This window comes from Nocardia fusca NBRC 14340 (assembly GCF_001618425.1).
Classification (GTDB): domain Bacteria; phylum Actinomycetota; class Actinomycetes; order Mycobacteriales; family Mycobacteriaceae; genus Nocardia; species Nocardia fusca.
Genome location: NZ_BDCU01000051.1, coordinates 45,347 through 59,040, shown reverse-complemented (window position 1 = coordinate 59,040; position 13,694 = coordinate 45,347). Strand labels below are relative to the sequence as shown.

Here is a 13,694-nt window from a genome sequence, read left to right as displayed (position 1 = left end):
TGGCTTCGGCGAGTGGATCGCGGCAGGCGCTGCCCGGGACTGGCCCGCACGGCGTCCGGCTGTCGCGCGAGCGCGCAGTGAGCGCCCGGGCGGCGCTGATCGAGCCGCGGATCAGCCGCCCGCGAAGGGTGGCATGACATCGACGCGCGAGGTCAGTGTCGCGCTGCTGTCCCGGGTCAGCTCGTCACCCATCAGGTACGCGCAGACACCGAGCATCTTGTCCAGATCCGGTCCGTAGACCGCGCTCAGCCGGGAACGGAGGTCGGCGATCGTGGCACCGGGGGGCAGGTCCAGGGTCTCGGTGTCCTTGCCGACCGCATCGGCCACGGCGGCGAAGTAGCGGACCTCAACCACCTATTGCTCCCATCGTGCGTTCCGGGGGGACGAAATCCTCGGCATCGATGCCGTGGCCCGCCCATTTCTGCCACATCGCGCCGCGCCACAGCTGCGCGAGTTCCGCATCGCTCGCCCCGGCGCGCAGACTCGCGCGCAGATCGAACTCCTGATCACTGAACAGGCAGGACCGCAGCATACCGTCGGCAGTGAGCCGGGTGCGGTCACAGGTATCGCAGAATTTGCGGGTCACCGAGGCGATGATGCCGACGGTCGCGGGGCCCCCGTCGACCAGCCAGGTCTCCGCCGGTGCGGCCGGATCGTCGCGGCCGACGGCGGTGAGCCGGAACCGGGCGCCCAACACCTCCAGCAGTTCGGCGGCGGTCACCATATTGGCCCGCGCCCATTCGTGATCGGCGTCCAGCGGCATCTCCTCGATGAACCGCAGTTCACACCCTTCGTCCAGGCACCAGCGCAGCAGGTCCGTGGCGCCGTGCAGGGTCTGCCGCATGAGGACCGCGTTCAGCTTCACCGGCGCCAGCCCGGCCGCGACGGCGGCACGGATACCCGACAGCGCCGAATCCAGCCGGTCCCGGCGGGTCAACCGGGCGAAATCGGCTCGGTCCACGGTGTCGAGGGAGATATTGACCCGGCTCAGCCCGGCGGCCGCCAGCCCGGCGGCGCGATGCCGCAGACCGACCCCGTTGGAGGTCATGGCCAGGGGCACCTCCGGTACCGCCGCGTGGCAGCCGGCCACGATCTCCTCCAAGTCGCGGCGCATCAGCGGTTCGCCGCCGGTGAACCGCACCTCGCGCACGCCCAGATCGCGGACGGCGAGCGTGACCAGGCGCACGATCTCGGCCGCCGTGAGCAACTCCGCGGGCGGGATGGCCGGCAGCCCTTCTTCGGGCATGCAGTAGGTGCAGCGCAGCGAGCACTTCTCTGTGATGGACACCCGCAGATCCCGCGCGGTGCGGCCGAATCGATCCACCAGCAGCGGCGTTTCCGGACGTCCCTCGAGGGAAGGGCGCCCGGACCGCACGGTGGGAATCCCCATTTCGACCAGCGTCACGCCTCCATTATGTACGCCGGGTCCCCATCGATATCGAGCCTCGGGGGTATCGGCCGGTATCGGGCACCCCGCCCGCGCGCCGCTGTAGGCCACGACGGGCGGCGATCGTCCGGTGCGCGCTACTAGTCTGAGCTTATGATTTCTCGGCCCGCCAGTCGTCCGGTCCGGTCGGTGGACGACTATCGCGACACCATCGAACAGCTGTTGCGGCCGCTGGCCGCCCGGCCGGTGGAGTACGTCCCGGTGGCCGAGTCGCTCGGACGCCGGTCGGCACAGGATCAGCACGCGCCGATCGATCTGCCCGTTTTCCGCAACTCCGCCATGGACGGCTACGCGGTGCGCGCGCAGGATGTCGCGGTCGCCCCGGTGACCCTGCCACTCACCGGCGTGATCGCCGCCGGTGATCCCGGCCATGAAGCGCTGGCGCCGGGGACCGCGCGCAAGGTGATGACCGGGGCGCCGGTACCGGCGGGCGCCGACTGCGTGGTCCCGGTGGAGGATACAACCGCCGACGAGCACTCGGTGCGGATCGCCCGCGGCCGCTCGGCCGGCGAGTTCGTCCGGGAGCCGGGCAGCGATATCCGGGCGGGTGCCGAACTGGTCCCCGCCGCGACGGTGCTCGCCCCGCGTCATATCGCGGCGCTGGCCGCGGCGGGTGTCGGCCGGGTCCCGGTGTTCGCACCGGTGCGTGCGGTCGTCGTCAGCACCGGAAGCGAGTTGGTGCCCGCCGGAGCCGAGCTGCGGCCGGGGCAGATCTACAACTCCAACGGAATCGCACTGGCGGCCGCGCTCACCGCCAACGGTGTCGCGGTGGCCGGTGTCGAACACTGCGGGGACGAACCCGGGGAGTTCCGGCAGCTGCTCCGCTCCGCGACCGCCGCCGCCGATCTGGTGATCACCACGGGCGGGGTGTCCAAGGGCGATTTCGAGGTCGTCCGGGAGGTCCTCATCCCGCTCGGGGGCGATTTCGGCTCGGTGGCCATGCAACCGGGCGGCCCCCAGGGCCTCACGGTCGTCGACGGTGTGCCGGTGCTGAGTTTCCCGGGGAACCCGGTGAGCGCGGTGGTGTCCTTCGAGGTACTGGCCCGGCCGATCCTGCGCCACCTCGCCGGGCTGGACCCGGTACCCGAATACGAGCTTCCGCTGCTGGGCGCGGTGCGCCGCTCGCCGGAGGGCCGCCGCCAGTTCCTGCGCGGGCGGCTGGTCCGCCACGGGACACGGCCGCACGCCGTGGAGGTGGTTTCCGGACCCGGTTCCCATCTCGTCGCGAGTATGGCGGCGGCCGATGTGCTGATCGATATTCCGGCCGCGGTGACCGAACTCGCGCCGGGCGCGACTGTGCGAGTGTGGACGCTATGAGCGAGTTGTCACATGTGGATGCCGAAGGCCGCGCCCGCATGGTGGATGTGAGCGCCAAGGCCGATACCGCGCGGATCGCCGTCGCGGGCGGGGAACTGCGCACCACCGCGGAGGTGGTGGCGCTGGTGCGCGCCGACGATATGCCGAAGGCCGATGTGCTCGCGACCGCCCGGCTGGCCGGGATCGCGGGCGCCAAGAAGACCTCCGAACTCATTCCGCTGTGCCATCAGCTCGCGCTGTCCTCGGTGAAGGTCGAATTCGGTTTCACCGACTCCACGATCACTATCGAGGCCACCGCCAAGACCACCGGACCCACCGGGGTGGAGATGGAAGCGCTGACGGCGGTGGCCGTGGCCGGCCTCACCCTGCACGACATGGTGAAAGCGGTCGACCCGGCGGCGGAGCTGAACGGCGTACGCCTGCTCAGCAAAGAAGGCGGAAAACGCGGCCACTGGACCCGCGCGCAGTCGGCTGCCGATACCGGCATCGCCCCGCATCCGGTGCCGCACTCCGAAGCGGAAACCCATGCGGCCACCGCCCGAAGCGATATCAGCGGCACCGCGGTGGTGCTGGTGGCCTCCACCGGCGCGGCGGCCGGAACCCGGACCGACACCACCGGACCACGGCTGGTGTCCTGGCTGCGCGATCTCGGATACACGGTGCGCGGCCCCCTCGTCTACGCCGACGCCGAGATCGCCGACGGTCTGGCCGACGCGCTGCACACCGCCCCCGACCTGGTGGTGACCACCGGGGGTACCGGCGCCTCCCCCACCGACCGCACCCCGGAGGCGACCGCGGCCCTGCTGGACCGGGAACTGCCCGGGGTCGCCGAGGCGATCCGGCAGCGCGGCACGGCGAAGTTCCCGCTTGCCGCGCTCAGCCGCGGCGTCGCGGGTCTGGCCGGCCGTTCGGTGGTGGTGAACCTGCCCGGTTCCCCGGGCGGGGTGAAAGACGGTATCGCGGTGCTGGAACCGCTGCTCACGCATCTGCTCGCGCAGGTGGCCGGCGGCGGTGCGCACGAGAACGACAGTGCGCGGGAGACCCCCGCCGCGCCGCGGGAGAAGACTATCGGGAACGAGAGCGCACATGCCTGACCTGTCCACCGGCACCCCCGGCCGCGAGCACCCCGCGGCAATCGGCGGAGTACGGCTCGCCGAGATCAGTGACCGGGCCCTGGATCCCGCGGTGGTCGACGCGGCCGTCCGCGGACCGCACCACGGGGCGGTGGTCCTGTTCACCGGCGTGGTCCGCGATCACGACGGCGGCCAGACGGTTTCGGCGCTGGAGTACTCGGCACATCCGGATGCCATCCGTTTCCTGCGCGAATGCTGCGCCTCGGTCGCCGAATCGAGCGGTCTGCCGGTGGCGGCCGTGCACCGCGTCGGTGACCTGGTGGTGGGCGATCTGGCGATCGTGACGGCGGTGGCCGCACCGCATCGCGCCGAGGCCTTCGCGGCATGCTCGACGCTGGTGGACCGGATCAAACACGAAGTGCCGATCTGGAAACGTCAACTGTTCGCCGACGGGCTCTCCGAATGGGTCAACGCCTGCGGGTAGTCGTCGTCGGCCGCCTCCCGCGCGATATCGGGGACGTAGCGCCAGACCGCGAGCATCTCCTGATCGTCCAGGCTCTCGGGTCCACTGTGCACAGTCGCGCGCAACCGTTCCAGTACCGCGTCGGTATCCAGACCGGTGCCGATGAGCACCAGTTCCGTTCCGGCGCCGCGGGCGACCCGGTCGGCCGGTTCCAGGGTGATCGCGCGGCCGACCAGGTGCAGGAGGAAACGGCCGGGCCCCGGCGCGGCGAAGGTGAGGAAACCTTTCGCCCGGAAAAGTCCGGCGGGCGGTTTCTCCAGGAAGTCGACCAGTCGGCGCGGATGCAGCGCCGCGGTCTCGGTGAACACCACACTGGTGTAATCGTCGTGCAGATGCCGGTGGTCACCGTCGTGCTCGTCGTGCGTGTGCTCCTCGCGCAGCAGTTCGTCGAGACTCAACTGCTCGCCGATACGGGGTTCGCCGCGGCGGCGCGGATCGAACAGCAAACCCGGATCGATCCGTCCGCGCGTGGTCGCGTACACCGGTGCGCCCCCGGTCAGTTCCGTGATCTCGGCGCGCAACCCGTCCAGTTGCGCGGCACCGACCCGGTCGGCCTTGTTCACCACCACCAGGTCGGCCAGGCGCAGATGGCTCGCCAGTTCCGGGTGCCGCGCCCGGCTCCCGGCGAACTCCCCCGCGTCCACCACTTCGAGCAGCCCGCCGTAGCGGATCCGCGAGTTCTCGCTGCCCACCACCATGCGCACCAGATTGCGCGGTTCGGCCAGACCGCTGGCCTCCACCACGATCACATCGATACCGGCGCGGGGCTCGGTCAACCGGGCGAACAGCTCGTCGAGTTCGGAGACGTCCACCGCGCAGCACACACAGCCGTTGCCCAGCGACACCATGGCGTCGACCTGGCCCGCCACCAGCATGGCGTCGATGTTCACGGCACCGAAATCGTTGACCACCACCCCGATCCGGGTACCCCGGTTGTTGCGCAACAGGTCGTTGAGAAGAGTGGTCTTTCCCGCACCGAGGAATCCGGCCACGATCACCACGGGTATACGCTCAGCCACCGGGCAATAGTATTGGCGCGTCTTCGGTGCGCGGGGTCGAGGTCCCTCGGTCCCGCCCGGCCGGTTACGGACCGGCCGGCCTCGGGCCGTTGTCGGCGACTCGCCCGGAACCGGACTCGTTCGAATACCGCGACACCGTGACCGGTAGCGGGCATATTGCCGTGGGCGAGCTGCCCGGCCACGCACGGCCCGCCGGCACCGGAGATGCGGACGACCGCGGCCGGGCCACTCGCAACGAAAGTACGGAGTATTTTCCGCGATTCTCCGGAAATATCGCGATTCTCCGAAATCGGTAGCACGACTCTGGTAGACGTGCCGGGGAGATCGGGAGGATCTCGCTGTATCGAGAAGCAGAGAAATACCGAGGAGAACGAATGCGTGCAGGCACGTTTCTGATCGCCGGTGCGGTGTTGTCGGCGGCGACCGTGCTGGGCGGCGGTATCGCGGCGGCCGAGCCCGCGGATCACATACCGCACGACGGTGTCTACCGGGTCGGCGTCGATATCCGGCCCGGAACGTGGGAATCGCCGGGGCCCGCCGATCCGACCCGCAGCTGCGACTGGCGGCGGCTGCGGTTGATCGAGGGCAACAACACGAATATGAGCTACATCATCGAGAACAACTACACCAAGCTGGGCCCGATCCGGGTCATCGTGAAACCGACCGACGCGGGCTTCAAGACCGAGAACTGCGGACCCTGGCGCATGGTCCCGCCGACGCCGACCGGTTCGGCCGGACACTGAATCCACGACCGCCCGCGGCCCGGCTCCCCCGATACGGGGGGCCGGGCCGGTGTCACCGCGGCGGCCTGTCACCGGTGGGCGCGCAGCTGGTACAGCCCTTCGGTTTCGGCGACGACCACACCGTCGGCATCGCTGAGCACCGCGCGCAGCGTGAAATCCGCTTTACCGTTGGCGGCGGCCTCGGCCGCGATCCGATCGATCTCGGCGTCGTCCAGGGTGGCCTGGGCGCGGACCGCGGTGGTCGCCGGTTTCCGGAACACGATCCGCAGGTCCTTCACCAGCGGATAGAACCGTGTGGTGTCGAAACTGGCCACCGCGATGGCTCCGCCCAGGATCTCGCCCACGGTGAACAGCACCCCGGCGTACATGACACCGAAATGGTTGCCGTTGCCCTCGACGGGCACCGTGGCTGCGGCGTACCCGCGGCGCACCTCCTCGGCGTGCACCCCCATCCGGTGCGCCACCGGGATGGTCTGTTCCAGCGCCGAATTCACGACCTCGGCGACGGGCGGGTTGCGGACATCACTCATAACAGGGTCGGCCCTTCCGATGGATCACGCGACGATTTGCTTCTCTTCGGTGGCCGGCGGGTCGGGTTCGGCGGCATCGGGCACCTCGGTGCCGCGCAACGACGTCCCGGCGGTCTCCCGCAGGAAATACCATGCCACCAGACCGATCAACGCGGCGGCCACCATATAGAGGGCGGGGAACAGGCTCCATCCCGTAGCTTCGATCACCGCCTCGTTCACCAGCGGAGCGGTACCACCGAACGCGGCCGTGGACACGTTGTAGGCCAGGGCGAACCCGGCGTAGCGCACATGGGTCGGGAAGATGGCCGGGAAGGTCGCGCTGATCGTGGACAGCTGCGGAACGTAGAGCAGGCCCAGCACGACGAAGCCCACGATCGCCCAGCCGGTGCCCACGCCCATCAGCCAGTACATCGGTACGGACAGCACCGCCAGCCCGACCAGCGAGAACAGCCACAGCGGCCGCCGCCCGGTCCGGTCGGACAACCGGCCGAAGAAGGGGACACAGGCCATCATCGCCACCTGGCCCACGAGCATCATGGCGGTGGTGGTGGACTCGCCGAGGCCGATGGTGTTCTGCAGATAGGTCGGCTGGTAGGTGAGCAGGGTGTAGTTCGCCACGTTCAGCGCGATGACCAGGCCCGACAGGGTCAGCAGCTCACGCTTGTAGGTGGTGACCAGCACCCGCAGCCCGCCTTCGGGATGCTCCTGCTCGTTGACCTCGGTGAACACCGGCGATTCGTCGAGCTTGGTCCGCAGGTACCAGCCGATGGCGCCCAGCGGGACGGCGATCAGGAACGGGATCCGCCAGCCCCAATCGTGCATGGCGTCCGAACCGAGGATGAGCTGGCACAGCAGTACGACCGCGGAACCACCGACGAAACCGCCGAGGGTGCCGAACTCCAGGAAGCTGCCGAGGAAGCCGCGCTTCTTGTCGCTCGCGCATTCGGCCAGGTAGGTGGCCGCGCCCCCGTACTCGCCACCGGTCGAGAAACCCTGCACCACACGGAGCAGGATCAGCAGGATGGGGGCGAGCACCCCGACCTGGCTGTGGGTCGGCAGCACACCGATCATGCCGGTGGCGGCGGCCATGAGCAGGATGGTGGTGGCCAGCACCACTTTGCGGCCCACCCGGTCGCCCAGCGGCCCCCAGACCATACCGCCGACCGGCCGCAGGACGAAGGAGATGGCGAAGCCGAGCATGGTGCCGAGGGTGCCGAGTTCCCCGGGGAAGAATGCGTCGGTCAGATAGGTGGCGGTTGCGGCGTAGACACCGTAGTCGAACCATTCGGTGGCATTGCCCATTGCCGAGGCCGCCACCGACCTCTTGAGTTGCGGTGATTCGACCTGGTCTGGTTCCGGCTTCTGGTCCGTCACGGTCAGTCCTCTCCGGCGCGTGCGTCCGTGTCGGCCCGGCCGACCCATGACGTCTCGCTCGCCGGCGACCGGGTTCCGGCGAGTATCGACCTCAATCCGTTACCCGGGATTTTCCCTGGGTAAACGCTCACAGCACCGGGGCCGGGGCACCGGGCACCTCTCATCAGCTACTTACCAGCGTATGTGAAGGCGCTCACACCCGCGGGAGAACCGACCCCGGACACGCCCGCGGCGGCCGTCCGCGGGCCGGTCTTCCCGGCCGCTCAGCGCGACCCCTCACCGCCGACCGCGGCGGGGTCGGGTCGATGGTTCACCTCGATGAGCGGCAGCCGCAGCGCCGCGGGCGCCGACTCCGGGACCACCGGCGACACCGGGGCGACGGGGGCGACCCGCCGATAGGGCGCGCCGAGCGGCGGCCGGGGATCCGCCTCGCCCTTGTTCGGCCACATCGCCACCGCGCGTTCGGATTGTGCGGTGATGGTGAGGGAGGGGTTGACGCCGAGGTTGGCCGAAATGGTCGAACCGTCGATCACGTGCAGCCCCGGATAGCCGTAGAGCCGCTGGTAGGGGTCCACGACACCGGTCTCGGCGCTCTCCCCGATCACACAGCCGCCGATGAAATGGCCGGTCATCGGAATATTGAACACACTGCTGGTGGCCCCGCCGGCGATACCGTCGATTTTGTCGGCGACCCGGCGGCCCACCTCGTGCCCGGCCGGGATCCAGGTCGGGTTGGGAGCGCCCTCACCCTGCCGGGTGGTCATCTTGCGGCCGAACAGCCCGCGTTTGGTGTAGGTGGTGATCGAATTGTCCACCGACTGCATCACCAGCAGTCCGATCATCTGTTCCGACCAGCCCCGCGGGTTGTGCAGATGCGGCAGGTCCCGACGGTTGCGCCAGATCTCGCGCAACCACAGCCGGCGTTTGGACACACCCGGTTCCTCGTCGACCATGACACTGCCCATCAGCGAGATGACATTGCTGCCCTTGCCGTAGCGCACCGGTTCGATATGGGTGTCGTGATCGGGGTGGATCGAGGAGGTGATGGCCACCCCCTTGGTGAAATCGCTGTTCTTGTCCCGGCTGCGGATCGCGAGCAGTTCCTCGGAATTGGTCCGGGACAGGAAGCCCAGCCGGCCGGAGATATCGGGCAGCGACCCGGAGTCGCGCAGTTTGTGCAGCAGCCGCTGCGTGCCCAGGGAGGCCGCGGAGAAGATCACCTGCTCGGCGGTGAAGGTGGTGCGTTTTTTGCGCAGCCAGCGCCCGGTCGTCACCGTCGCCACCGTGTAGCCGCCGCCGGACAGCGGTTTCACATCGGTGACGGTGCGCAGGGCGTGCACCGTGGCACCGGCCTGCTCGGCCAGGTACAGGTAGTTCTTGACCAGGGTGTTCTTGGCGTTGTGGCGGCAGCCCGTCATACATTCGCCGCAGTGGGTGCAGGTGCGGCGCGCGGGCCCGGCGCCCCCGAAATACGGATCCGGTACATCGTCGCCGGGCCGGCTCCCGGGACCGCCGAAGAAGACGCCGACCGGCGTCCGCTGATAGGAATCGGCGACGCCCAGTTCCTCGGCGACCTCCAGGAAGACCCGGTCGGTCGGCGTGGTCGCCGGATTCGTGGTCACGCCCAGCATGCGTTTGGCCTGGTCGTAGTAGGGCGTGAGTTCGTCTTTCCAGTCCGTGATACCCGCCCACTGGCCGTCGCGGAAGAACTTTTCCGGCGGCTCGTAGAGGGTGTTGGCATAGACCAGGGAGCCACCGCCGACTCCCGCCCCGGCCATGATGAGGGTGTTCTTCAGCAGCGCGAGCCGCTGGATACCGAAGCAGCCGAGATACGGCGCCCACAGGTACTGCCTGGCTCGCCAGGACGTTTTGGCGAATTCGTCGTCGGCGAAGCGGCGGCCGGCCTCGAGGACGCCGACCCGGTATCCCTTCTCGGTCAACCGCAGGGCGCTGACGCTGCCCCCGAATCCGGAGCCGATGACGAGGACGTCGTAGTCGAAGGTCTGGCCGGGCCCGGCGCCGGTGCCGGTGCTCGTTGCGGAACTGGACATCTTTCCGAGACTATGGCCTGGGTCACCGTCGGGAGCACATACCCGCGGACAAGAAATCGGTACTTTCGGCCAACCTGTCCTGGCAACCGCCCTTCCCGCTCACCGTCCGGCCTCTGCCATCGGAGCCGGACCGGGAACCTCCGCGTCGGGCACCGCGACCCCGGGGTCCCGGTCGGCCTGCGCGCCGGGCCGGCCGTGCTCCACGACATAGCTGGCCCGGGTACCGATCGGCGCCCCGGGACGCCCGACATAGGGCACCACCCGGTAGTCGCTGCGCCACAGCCGCTCGTCGACCTCCACCCGGACATAACCCCGCTGGCCGTTGAAGAACTTCATATCCGGGTTGGCCGCCAGCAGCGTCCGGCCCCGCGGCGGCAGGTCGGCGCCGTCGCGTCCGGTGGTGATCGAGGTCCCGGTGAACTCGGTGGCCACCACCGGGGCGTGCGGGTCGCGGTAGTTCCCGCGCAGATCGACCACGTAGTTCTCGTGCCGGTCACCGGTGAGCACCACCAGGTTTCCGCGCCCGCGCGCCGCCGCCGCGGCGAGTACCGCGTCGCGGTCGGCGACATAGCCGTCCCAGGCGTCGGTCCCCACCGCGACCGCCGGGCCGGGGTCCTGGTCGGACTGTGCCATCGCGACCTGATTGCCCAGGATCTGCCACCGGGCCGGGGAGCGCGTGAGGCCGTCGATCAGCCACTCACGTTGCGGCGCACCCAGGATCGTGCGGTCCGCCGCGAAGCGATCCGGGCAGTCGACCACCAGGTTCCCACCGTCACCGCAGACCAGCGACGTTCGGTACTGGCGTGTGTCGAGCATGGTGAGATCGGCGAGATCACCGAAGGCATAGCGACGGTGCATCCGGATGTAGGGTCCGGCGGGTAGCTGGTCGATACGCAGCGGCAGATGTTCGTACATCGCCCGGAACGCGGCCGTGCGACGCCGCCGGAACAGGGCGGGCAGCAGATGGATATCGATCCCGGCGCCCGGATCGAAACCGGCCCAGTTGTTGTCGATCTCGTGATCGTCGAAAGTGCAGATCCAGGGGAACGCGGCGTGCGCGGCCCGCAGTTCGGGTTCGGCCTTGTACTGCGCGTACCGCAGCCGGTAACCGGTGAGATCGGCGGCCTCCGCACGCAGTGTCTCCGGGATCGCGATGCCCGCGCGACCGCGGGCCCATTCCTTCTCGTAGATGTAATCGCCCAGGTGCACTACGAAATCGAGATCTTCGTCGCACAGATGCCGATAGGCGGTGTAGTAGCCGGAACTCCAGTGCTGGCAGGAGGCGAAGGCGAAGCGCAACCGCGCCACCCGCGCACCCGCGGCGGGGGCGGTGCGGGTACGGCCCACCGGGGAGATCGCGGCGCCGGCGCGGAAGCGGTAGTAGTACCAGCGATCCGGTGCCAGTCCCCGGACCTCCGGATGCACACTGTGGGCCAGTTCGCGGGTGGCGAGCGCGCTGCCGCGGGCGGCGATCCGGCGGAAATGTTCGTCCTCGGCGACCTCGTACTCGACGGTGACCGGCGCGCGGGCGGTGCCGCCGAGCGCATCGGGCGCGAACGGGTCCGGGGCCAGCCGGGTCCACAGCACGATCCCGTCGGGCAATGGATCCCCGGACGCCACCCCCAGCGTGAAAGGATCGCCGAGCCATCGCGGCGCCCGGTACGGAGCGCTGCTCGCCAGACCCGCGCCGGCCAGCAGCGCGGCCGCGCCGACGGTGCCCGCCTGCAGTAACCGACGTCGGGACAGAGCCATGAATCAGCTTAACCCGGCCGGTTTCGCCGGAACGATCGTGGCGGAGTCCGGTCGCCCGGTCCCGTGACCGGGCAACCGGACCGGTCTATCGATCGCCGATACAGACCACGAACCGGCGTTCGTCGTAGACGAACCCGCGGTCGGCCGACGGGCACGCGTTCACGTTCACCGTGTCCGGCAGGATGCTGATCACCTGTACCCCGCCCGGCCCGCATTCCGTACGTTGCGGCTGGTCGCCCGAGACATCCACACAGCTGCCGACGACCCAGTCGATATCGAGGCACAGGGTCGTCTCGCCGAGGGTGTGACCCGAGTCGGCGTCGGAGGGGCAGGCGGTGCCCGCCGGACCGGCAGCGACCACCTTGTACCGGGATTCCGCGCTACCGCATGCGGCCTTGGTGACCTCCTTGTCCCCCAACGCGCTCAGGCACTCCCCGGCCGCGACCTCGACCTTCGGTGGGGCCTGCTTGGCCTCTTTGTTGGCCGAACCCGCGATACCGACCGCGGAGGGGGTGGTCGTCGGCGGGACCGTCGGCGGGACCGTCGACGGCACCAGCACCGACGGCGGCGCCACCGGGGCGGGCGAGGTCTCGGTCACGCCGGTGGCGGCCGACGTCTCGACCGCGGCCGGCGCGGCGAGATCCTCTGTCGTCTCGTCACTTCCGGCGGTGGCCAGCAGCGCGGCCACGCCGATGCCGAGCACGATCGAGGTCACCACCGCCGCGATGGCGATCGCGGCGGCGGTGGCGCCGACCCGGGCGCGTTTGTCCTGCTGTGAGAGCGGCGGACGCCCGCCGTCCTCGTCCGGGCCCGGCTGGGTCACGGTTCCCCGCGCAGCACGGCCATGACCGCGTCGACGAACGGCTGCCCGCCGGTGATGTAACCGCCGGCCACCGCACCCACGACCAGACCGATCGGACCGGTGATGATGCTGAGGAAACCGAGCCCGATGAGCGCGCCGAGCAGACCGCCGAGCACCGCGCCCGCCGCGACGCCGACGACGTTCTCCTGCAGTTCGGTGGTCAGCCGGGCCATCGAGCTGACCGGCCGCATCTCACCGATGTTCTCGGCGGTGACCGTCGGGGTCAGCTCGAGAGTGGTCCCGTCGGCGCTGATCTCGTGGGCCACCGCCATCTCACTACCGGAGATCTCGTACTGCAGCGGCACTTCGGCCACCACGGCACCGCTGACGGCCTTGAGTACGGCCTTGGCGCCGTCCGGCGTCAGTTCGAACCGCCCGTCGTGGACCTCGGTGGTGATTGTCTGGGTCTTCTGGTCGACGCTGGTCTCGTAGGCGACGCCCTGGTCGACGCCCTCGCTCTTGATCTCCGGAGCCGGAGCCGCGGGTTCGGCGTGCACCACGCCGGTGGAAATCCCTACAGCGGCGACGGACAGAAGTGCGGTAGCGGCGAAAGTGCCGAACTTCATGACGTTCAATTCCTTCTCACGTGAACCGACCCTGGGCGGGACGGCTGCGATTTCATTCGCGCACAGGACCATACCGATATTCGGAGTTCGAGTGCATATCAGGAATTAAACGGAAAATCCATCCTTTAAATTGCTGCCCAATAACCGAGGTGGTCGGCGGCAATTCCGCGATACTCGCTTCGGTCAACTGTTATACGACTCTGCGATATCACCGTGACACCAGCACCGGCCCCACCAGCATTCCGTCGGCAATCGTCCAGTGGCCATAACTTTTACGCCCGGTTATTCACCGGAAGGCCGCGAGGTGTTACATACCCGCCCGAATGTGCCAGTCTTCGCGGGGGCGGGTGGCCGGGTGCGGCGGCCTCGCCTCCGCTATCTCCGGCGTCAACCGGAACTACTTCGTGATCGCCGTGGACTATGGCGCGCGACCCCGG

General features: G+C 69.2%; 13 protein-coding genes. 4 read left to right on the top strand and 9 right to left on the bottom strand.

From position 1 onward, the window contains the following. Positions 1-111 precede the first annotated feature (111 nt). Together NF4_RS30340 and moaA are read right to left on the bottom strand one after the other, a co-directional pair. Positions 112-354, bottom strand: a complete 243-nt coding sequence (locus NF4_RS30340) for a MoaD/ThiS family protein (RefSeq protein WP_063130817.1) — start codon at positions 352-354, stop codon at positions 112-114. Next, complete coding sequence (moaA, locus tag NF4_RS30335) at positions 347-1,405, bottom strand: GTP 3',8-cyclase MoaA (protein ID WP_063130816.1); 1,059 nt, start codon at positions 1,403-1,405, stop codon at positions 347-349. The genes NF4_RS30340 and moaA overlap by 8 nt, the downstream gene beginning before the upstream one ends. 135 nt (positions 1,406-1,540) lie before the next feature. On the opposite strand from moaA, the gene NF4_RS30330 reads away from it, so the two are divergent. The 3 genes from NF4_RS30330 to NF4_RS30320 are packed head-to-tail and all read left to right on the top strand — an operon-like array spanning position 1,541 to position 4,321. Continuing rightward, a complete protein-coding gene (locus NF4_RS30330) occupies positions 1,541-2,764 on the top strand; it encodes a molybdopterin molybdotransferase MoeA (RefSeq protein WP_063130815.1) in 1,224 nt (407 codons plus the stop codon). Beyond that, positions 2,761-3,858 (top strand): bifunctional molybdenum cofactor biosynthesis protein MoaC/MoaB, encoded by a 1,098-nt coding sequence (gene moaCB / locus NF4_RS30325; RefSeq protein ID WP_063130852.1) that lies wholly within the window; start codon positions 2,761-2,763, stop codon positions 3,856-3,858. The genes NF4_RS30330 and moaCB overlap by 4 nt, the downstream gene beginning before the upstream one ends. Next, a complete protein-coding gene (locus NF4_RS30320) occupies positions 3,851-4,321 on the top strand; it encodes a molybdenum cofactor biosynthesis protein MoaE (protein WP_084533663.1) in 471 nt (156 codons plus the stop codon). Before moaCB ends, NF4_RS30320 begins: the two co-directional genes overlap by 8 nt. On the opposite strand, the gene NF4_RS30315 is transcribed toward NF4_RS30320, so the two are convergent. Then, a complete protein-coding gene (locus NF4_RS30315; RefSeq protein WP_063814753.1) occupies positions 4,273-5,379 on the bottom strand; it encodes a CobW family GTP-binding protein in 1,107 nt (368 codons plus the stop codon). The genes NF4_RS30320 and NF4_RS30315 overlap by 49 nt on opposite strands. A 374-nt stretch (positions 5,380-5,753) precedes the next feature. On the opposite strand from NF4_RS30315, the gene NF4_RS30305 reads away from it, so the two are divergent. Next, positions 5,754-6,122 carry an Rv1352/Rv1906c domain-containing protein gene (locus NF4_RS30305; RefSeq protein WP_063130813.1) on the top strand — a complete coding sequence of 123 codons (369 nt, stop codon included), beginning with the start codon at positions 5,754-5,756 and terminating at the stop codon, positions 6,120-6,122. A gap of 68 nt (positions 6,123-6,190) precedes the next feature. Here NF4_RS30305 and NF4_RS30300 read toward each other — a convergent pair whose 3' ends face one another. The 6 genes from NF4_RS30300 to NF4_RS30275 all read right to left on the bottom strand — a co-directional run bounded on the left by NF4_RS30300 (position 6,191) and on the right by NF4_RS30275 (position 13,257). Continuing rightward, entirely contained in the window at positions 6,191-6,652 is a 462-nt protein-coding gene (locus NF4_RS30300; protein ID WP_084533662.1) for a PaaI family thioesterase, read from the bottom strand. Between the two features lie 24 nt (positions 6,653-6,676). Then, complete coding sequence (locus NF4_RS30295; protein WP_439956780.1) at positions 6,677-8,026, bottom strand: MFS transporter; 1,350 nt, start codon at positions 8,024-8,026, stop codon at positions 6,677-6,679. 263 nt (positions 8,027-8,289) lie between these two features. Further along, positions 8,290-10,077, bottom strand: coding sequence for a GMC family oxidoreductase N-terminal domain-containing protein (locus tag NF4_RS30290; protein ID WP_063130811.1), 1,788 nt, complete (start codon positions 10,075-10,077; stop codon positions 8,290-8,292). A gap of 99 nt (positions 10,078-10,176) precedes the next feature. Next, positions 10,177-11,829: an alkaline phosphatase D family protein gene (locus tag NF4_RS30285; protein WP_063130810.1), complete on the bottom strand. Its 1,653-nt coding sequence runs from the start codon at positions 11,827-11,829 to the stop codon at positions 10,177-10,179. A gap of 85 nt (positions 11,830-11,914) precedes the next feature. Beyond that, positions 11,915-12,652 (bottom strand): LppU/SCO3897 family protein, encoded by a 738-nt coding sequence (locus tag NF4_RS30280; RefSeq protein ID WP_063130809.1) that lies wholly within the window; start codon positions 12,650-12,652, stop codon positions 11,915-11,917. Then, positions 12,649-13,257, bottom strand: coding sequence for a DUF8020 domain-containing protein (locus NF4_RS30275; protein WP_063130848.1), 609 nt, complete (start codon positions 13,255-13,257; stop codon positions 12,649-12,651). The genes NF4_RS30280 and NF4_RS30275 overlap by 4 nt, the downstream gene beginning before the upstream one ends. Positions 13,258-13,694: the final 437 nt, after the last annotated feature.

Bases quoted from the DNA above. Each gene is read 5' to 3' on its own strand.
- NF4_RS30330 (WP_063130815.1), top strand. From the start codon at position 1,541: ATGATTTCTCGGCCCGCCAGTCGTCCGGTCCGGTCGGTGGACGACTAT.
- moaCB (WP_063130852.1), top strand. From the start codon at position 2,761: ATGAGCGAGTTGTCACATGTGGATGCCGAAGGCCGCGCCCGCATGGTG.
- NF4_RS30320 (WP_084533663.1), top strand. From the start codon at position 3,851: ATGCCTGACCTGTCCACCGGCACCCCCGGCCGCGAGCACCCCGCGGCA.
- NF4_RS30305 (WP_063130813.1), top strand. From the start codon at position 5,754: ATGCGTGCAGGCACGTTTCTGATCGCCGGTGCGGTGTTGTCGGCGGCG.
- NF4_RS30300 (WP_084533662.1), bottom strand. From the start codon at position 6,652: ATGAGTGATGTCCGCAACCCGCCCGTCGCCGAGGTCGTGAATTCGGCG.
- NF4_RS30290 (WP_063130811.1), bottom strand. From the start codon at position 10,077: ATGTCCAGTTCCGCAACGAGCACCGGCACCGGCGCCGGGCCCGGCCAG.
- NF4_RS30285 (WP_063130810.1), bottom strand. From the start codon at position 11,829: ATGGCTCTGTCCCGACGTCGGTTACTGCAGGCGGGCACCGTCGGCGCG.
- NF4_RS30275 (WP_063130848.1), bottom strand. From the start codon at position 13,257: ATGAAGTTCGGCACTTTCGCCGCTACCGCACTTCTGTCCGTCGCCGCT.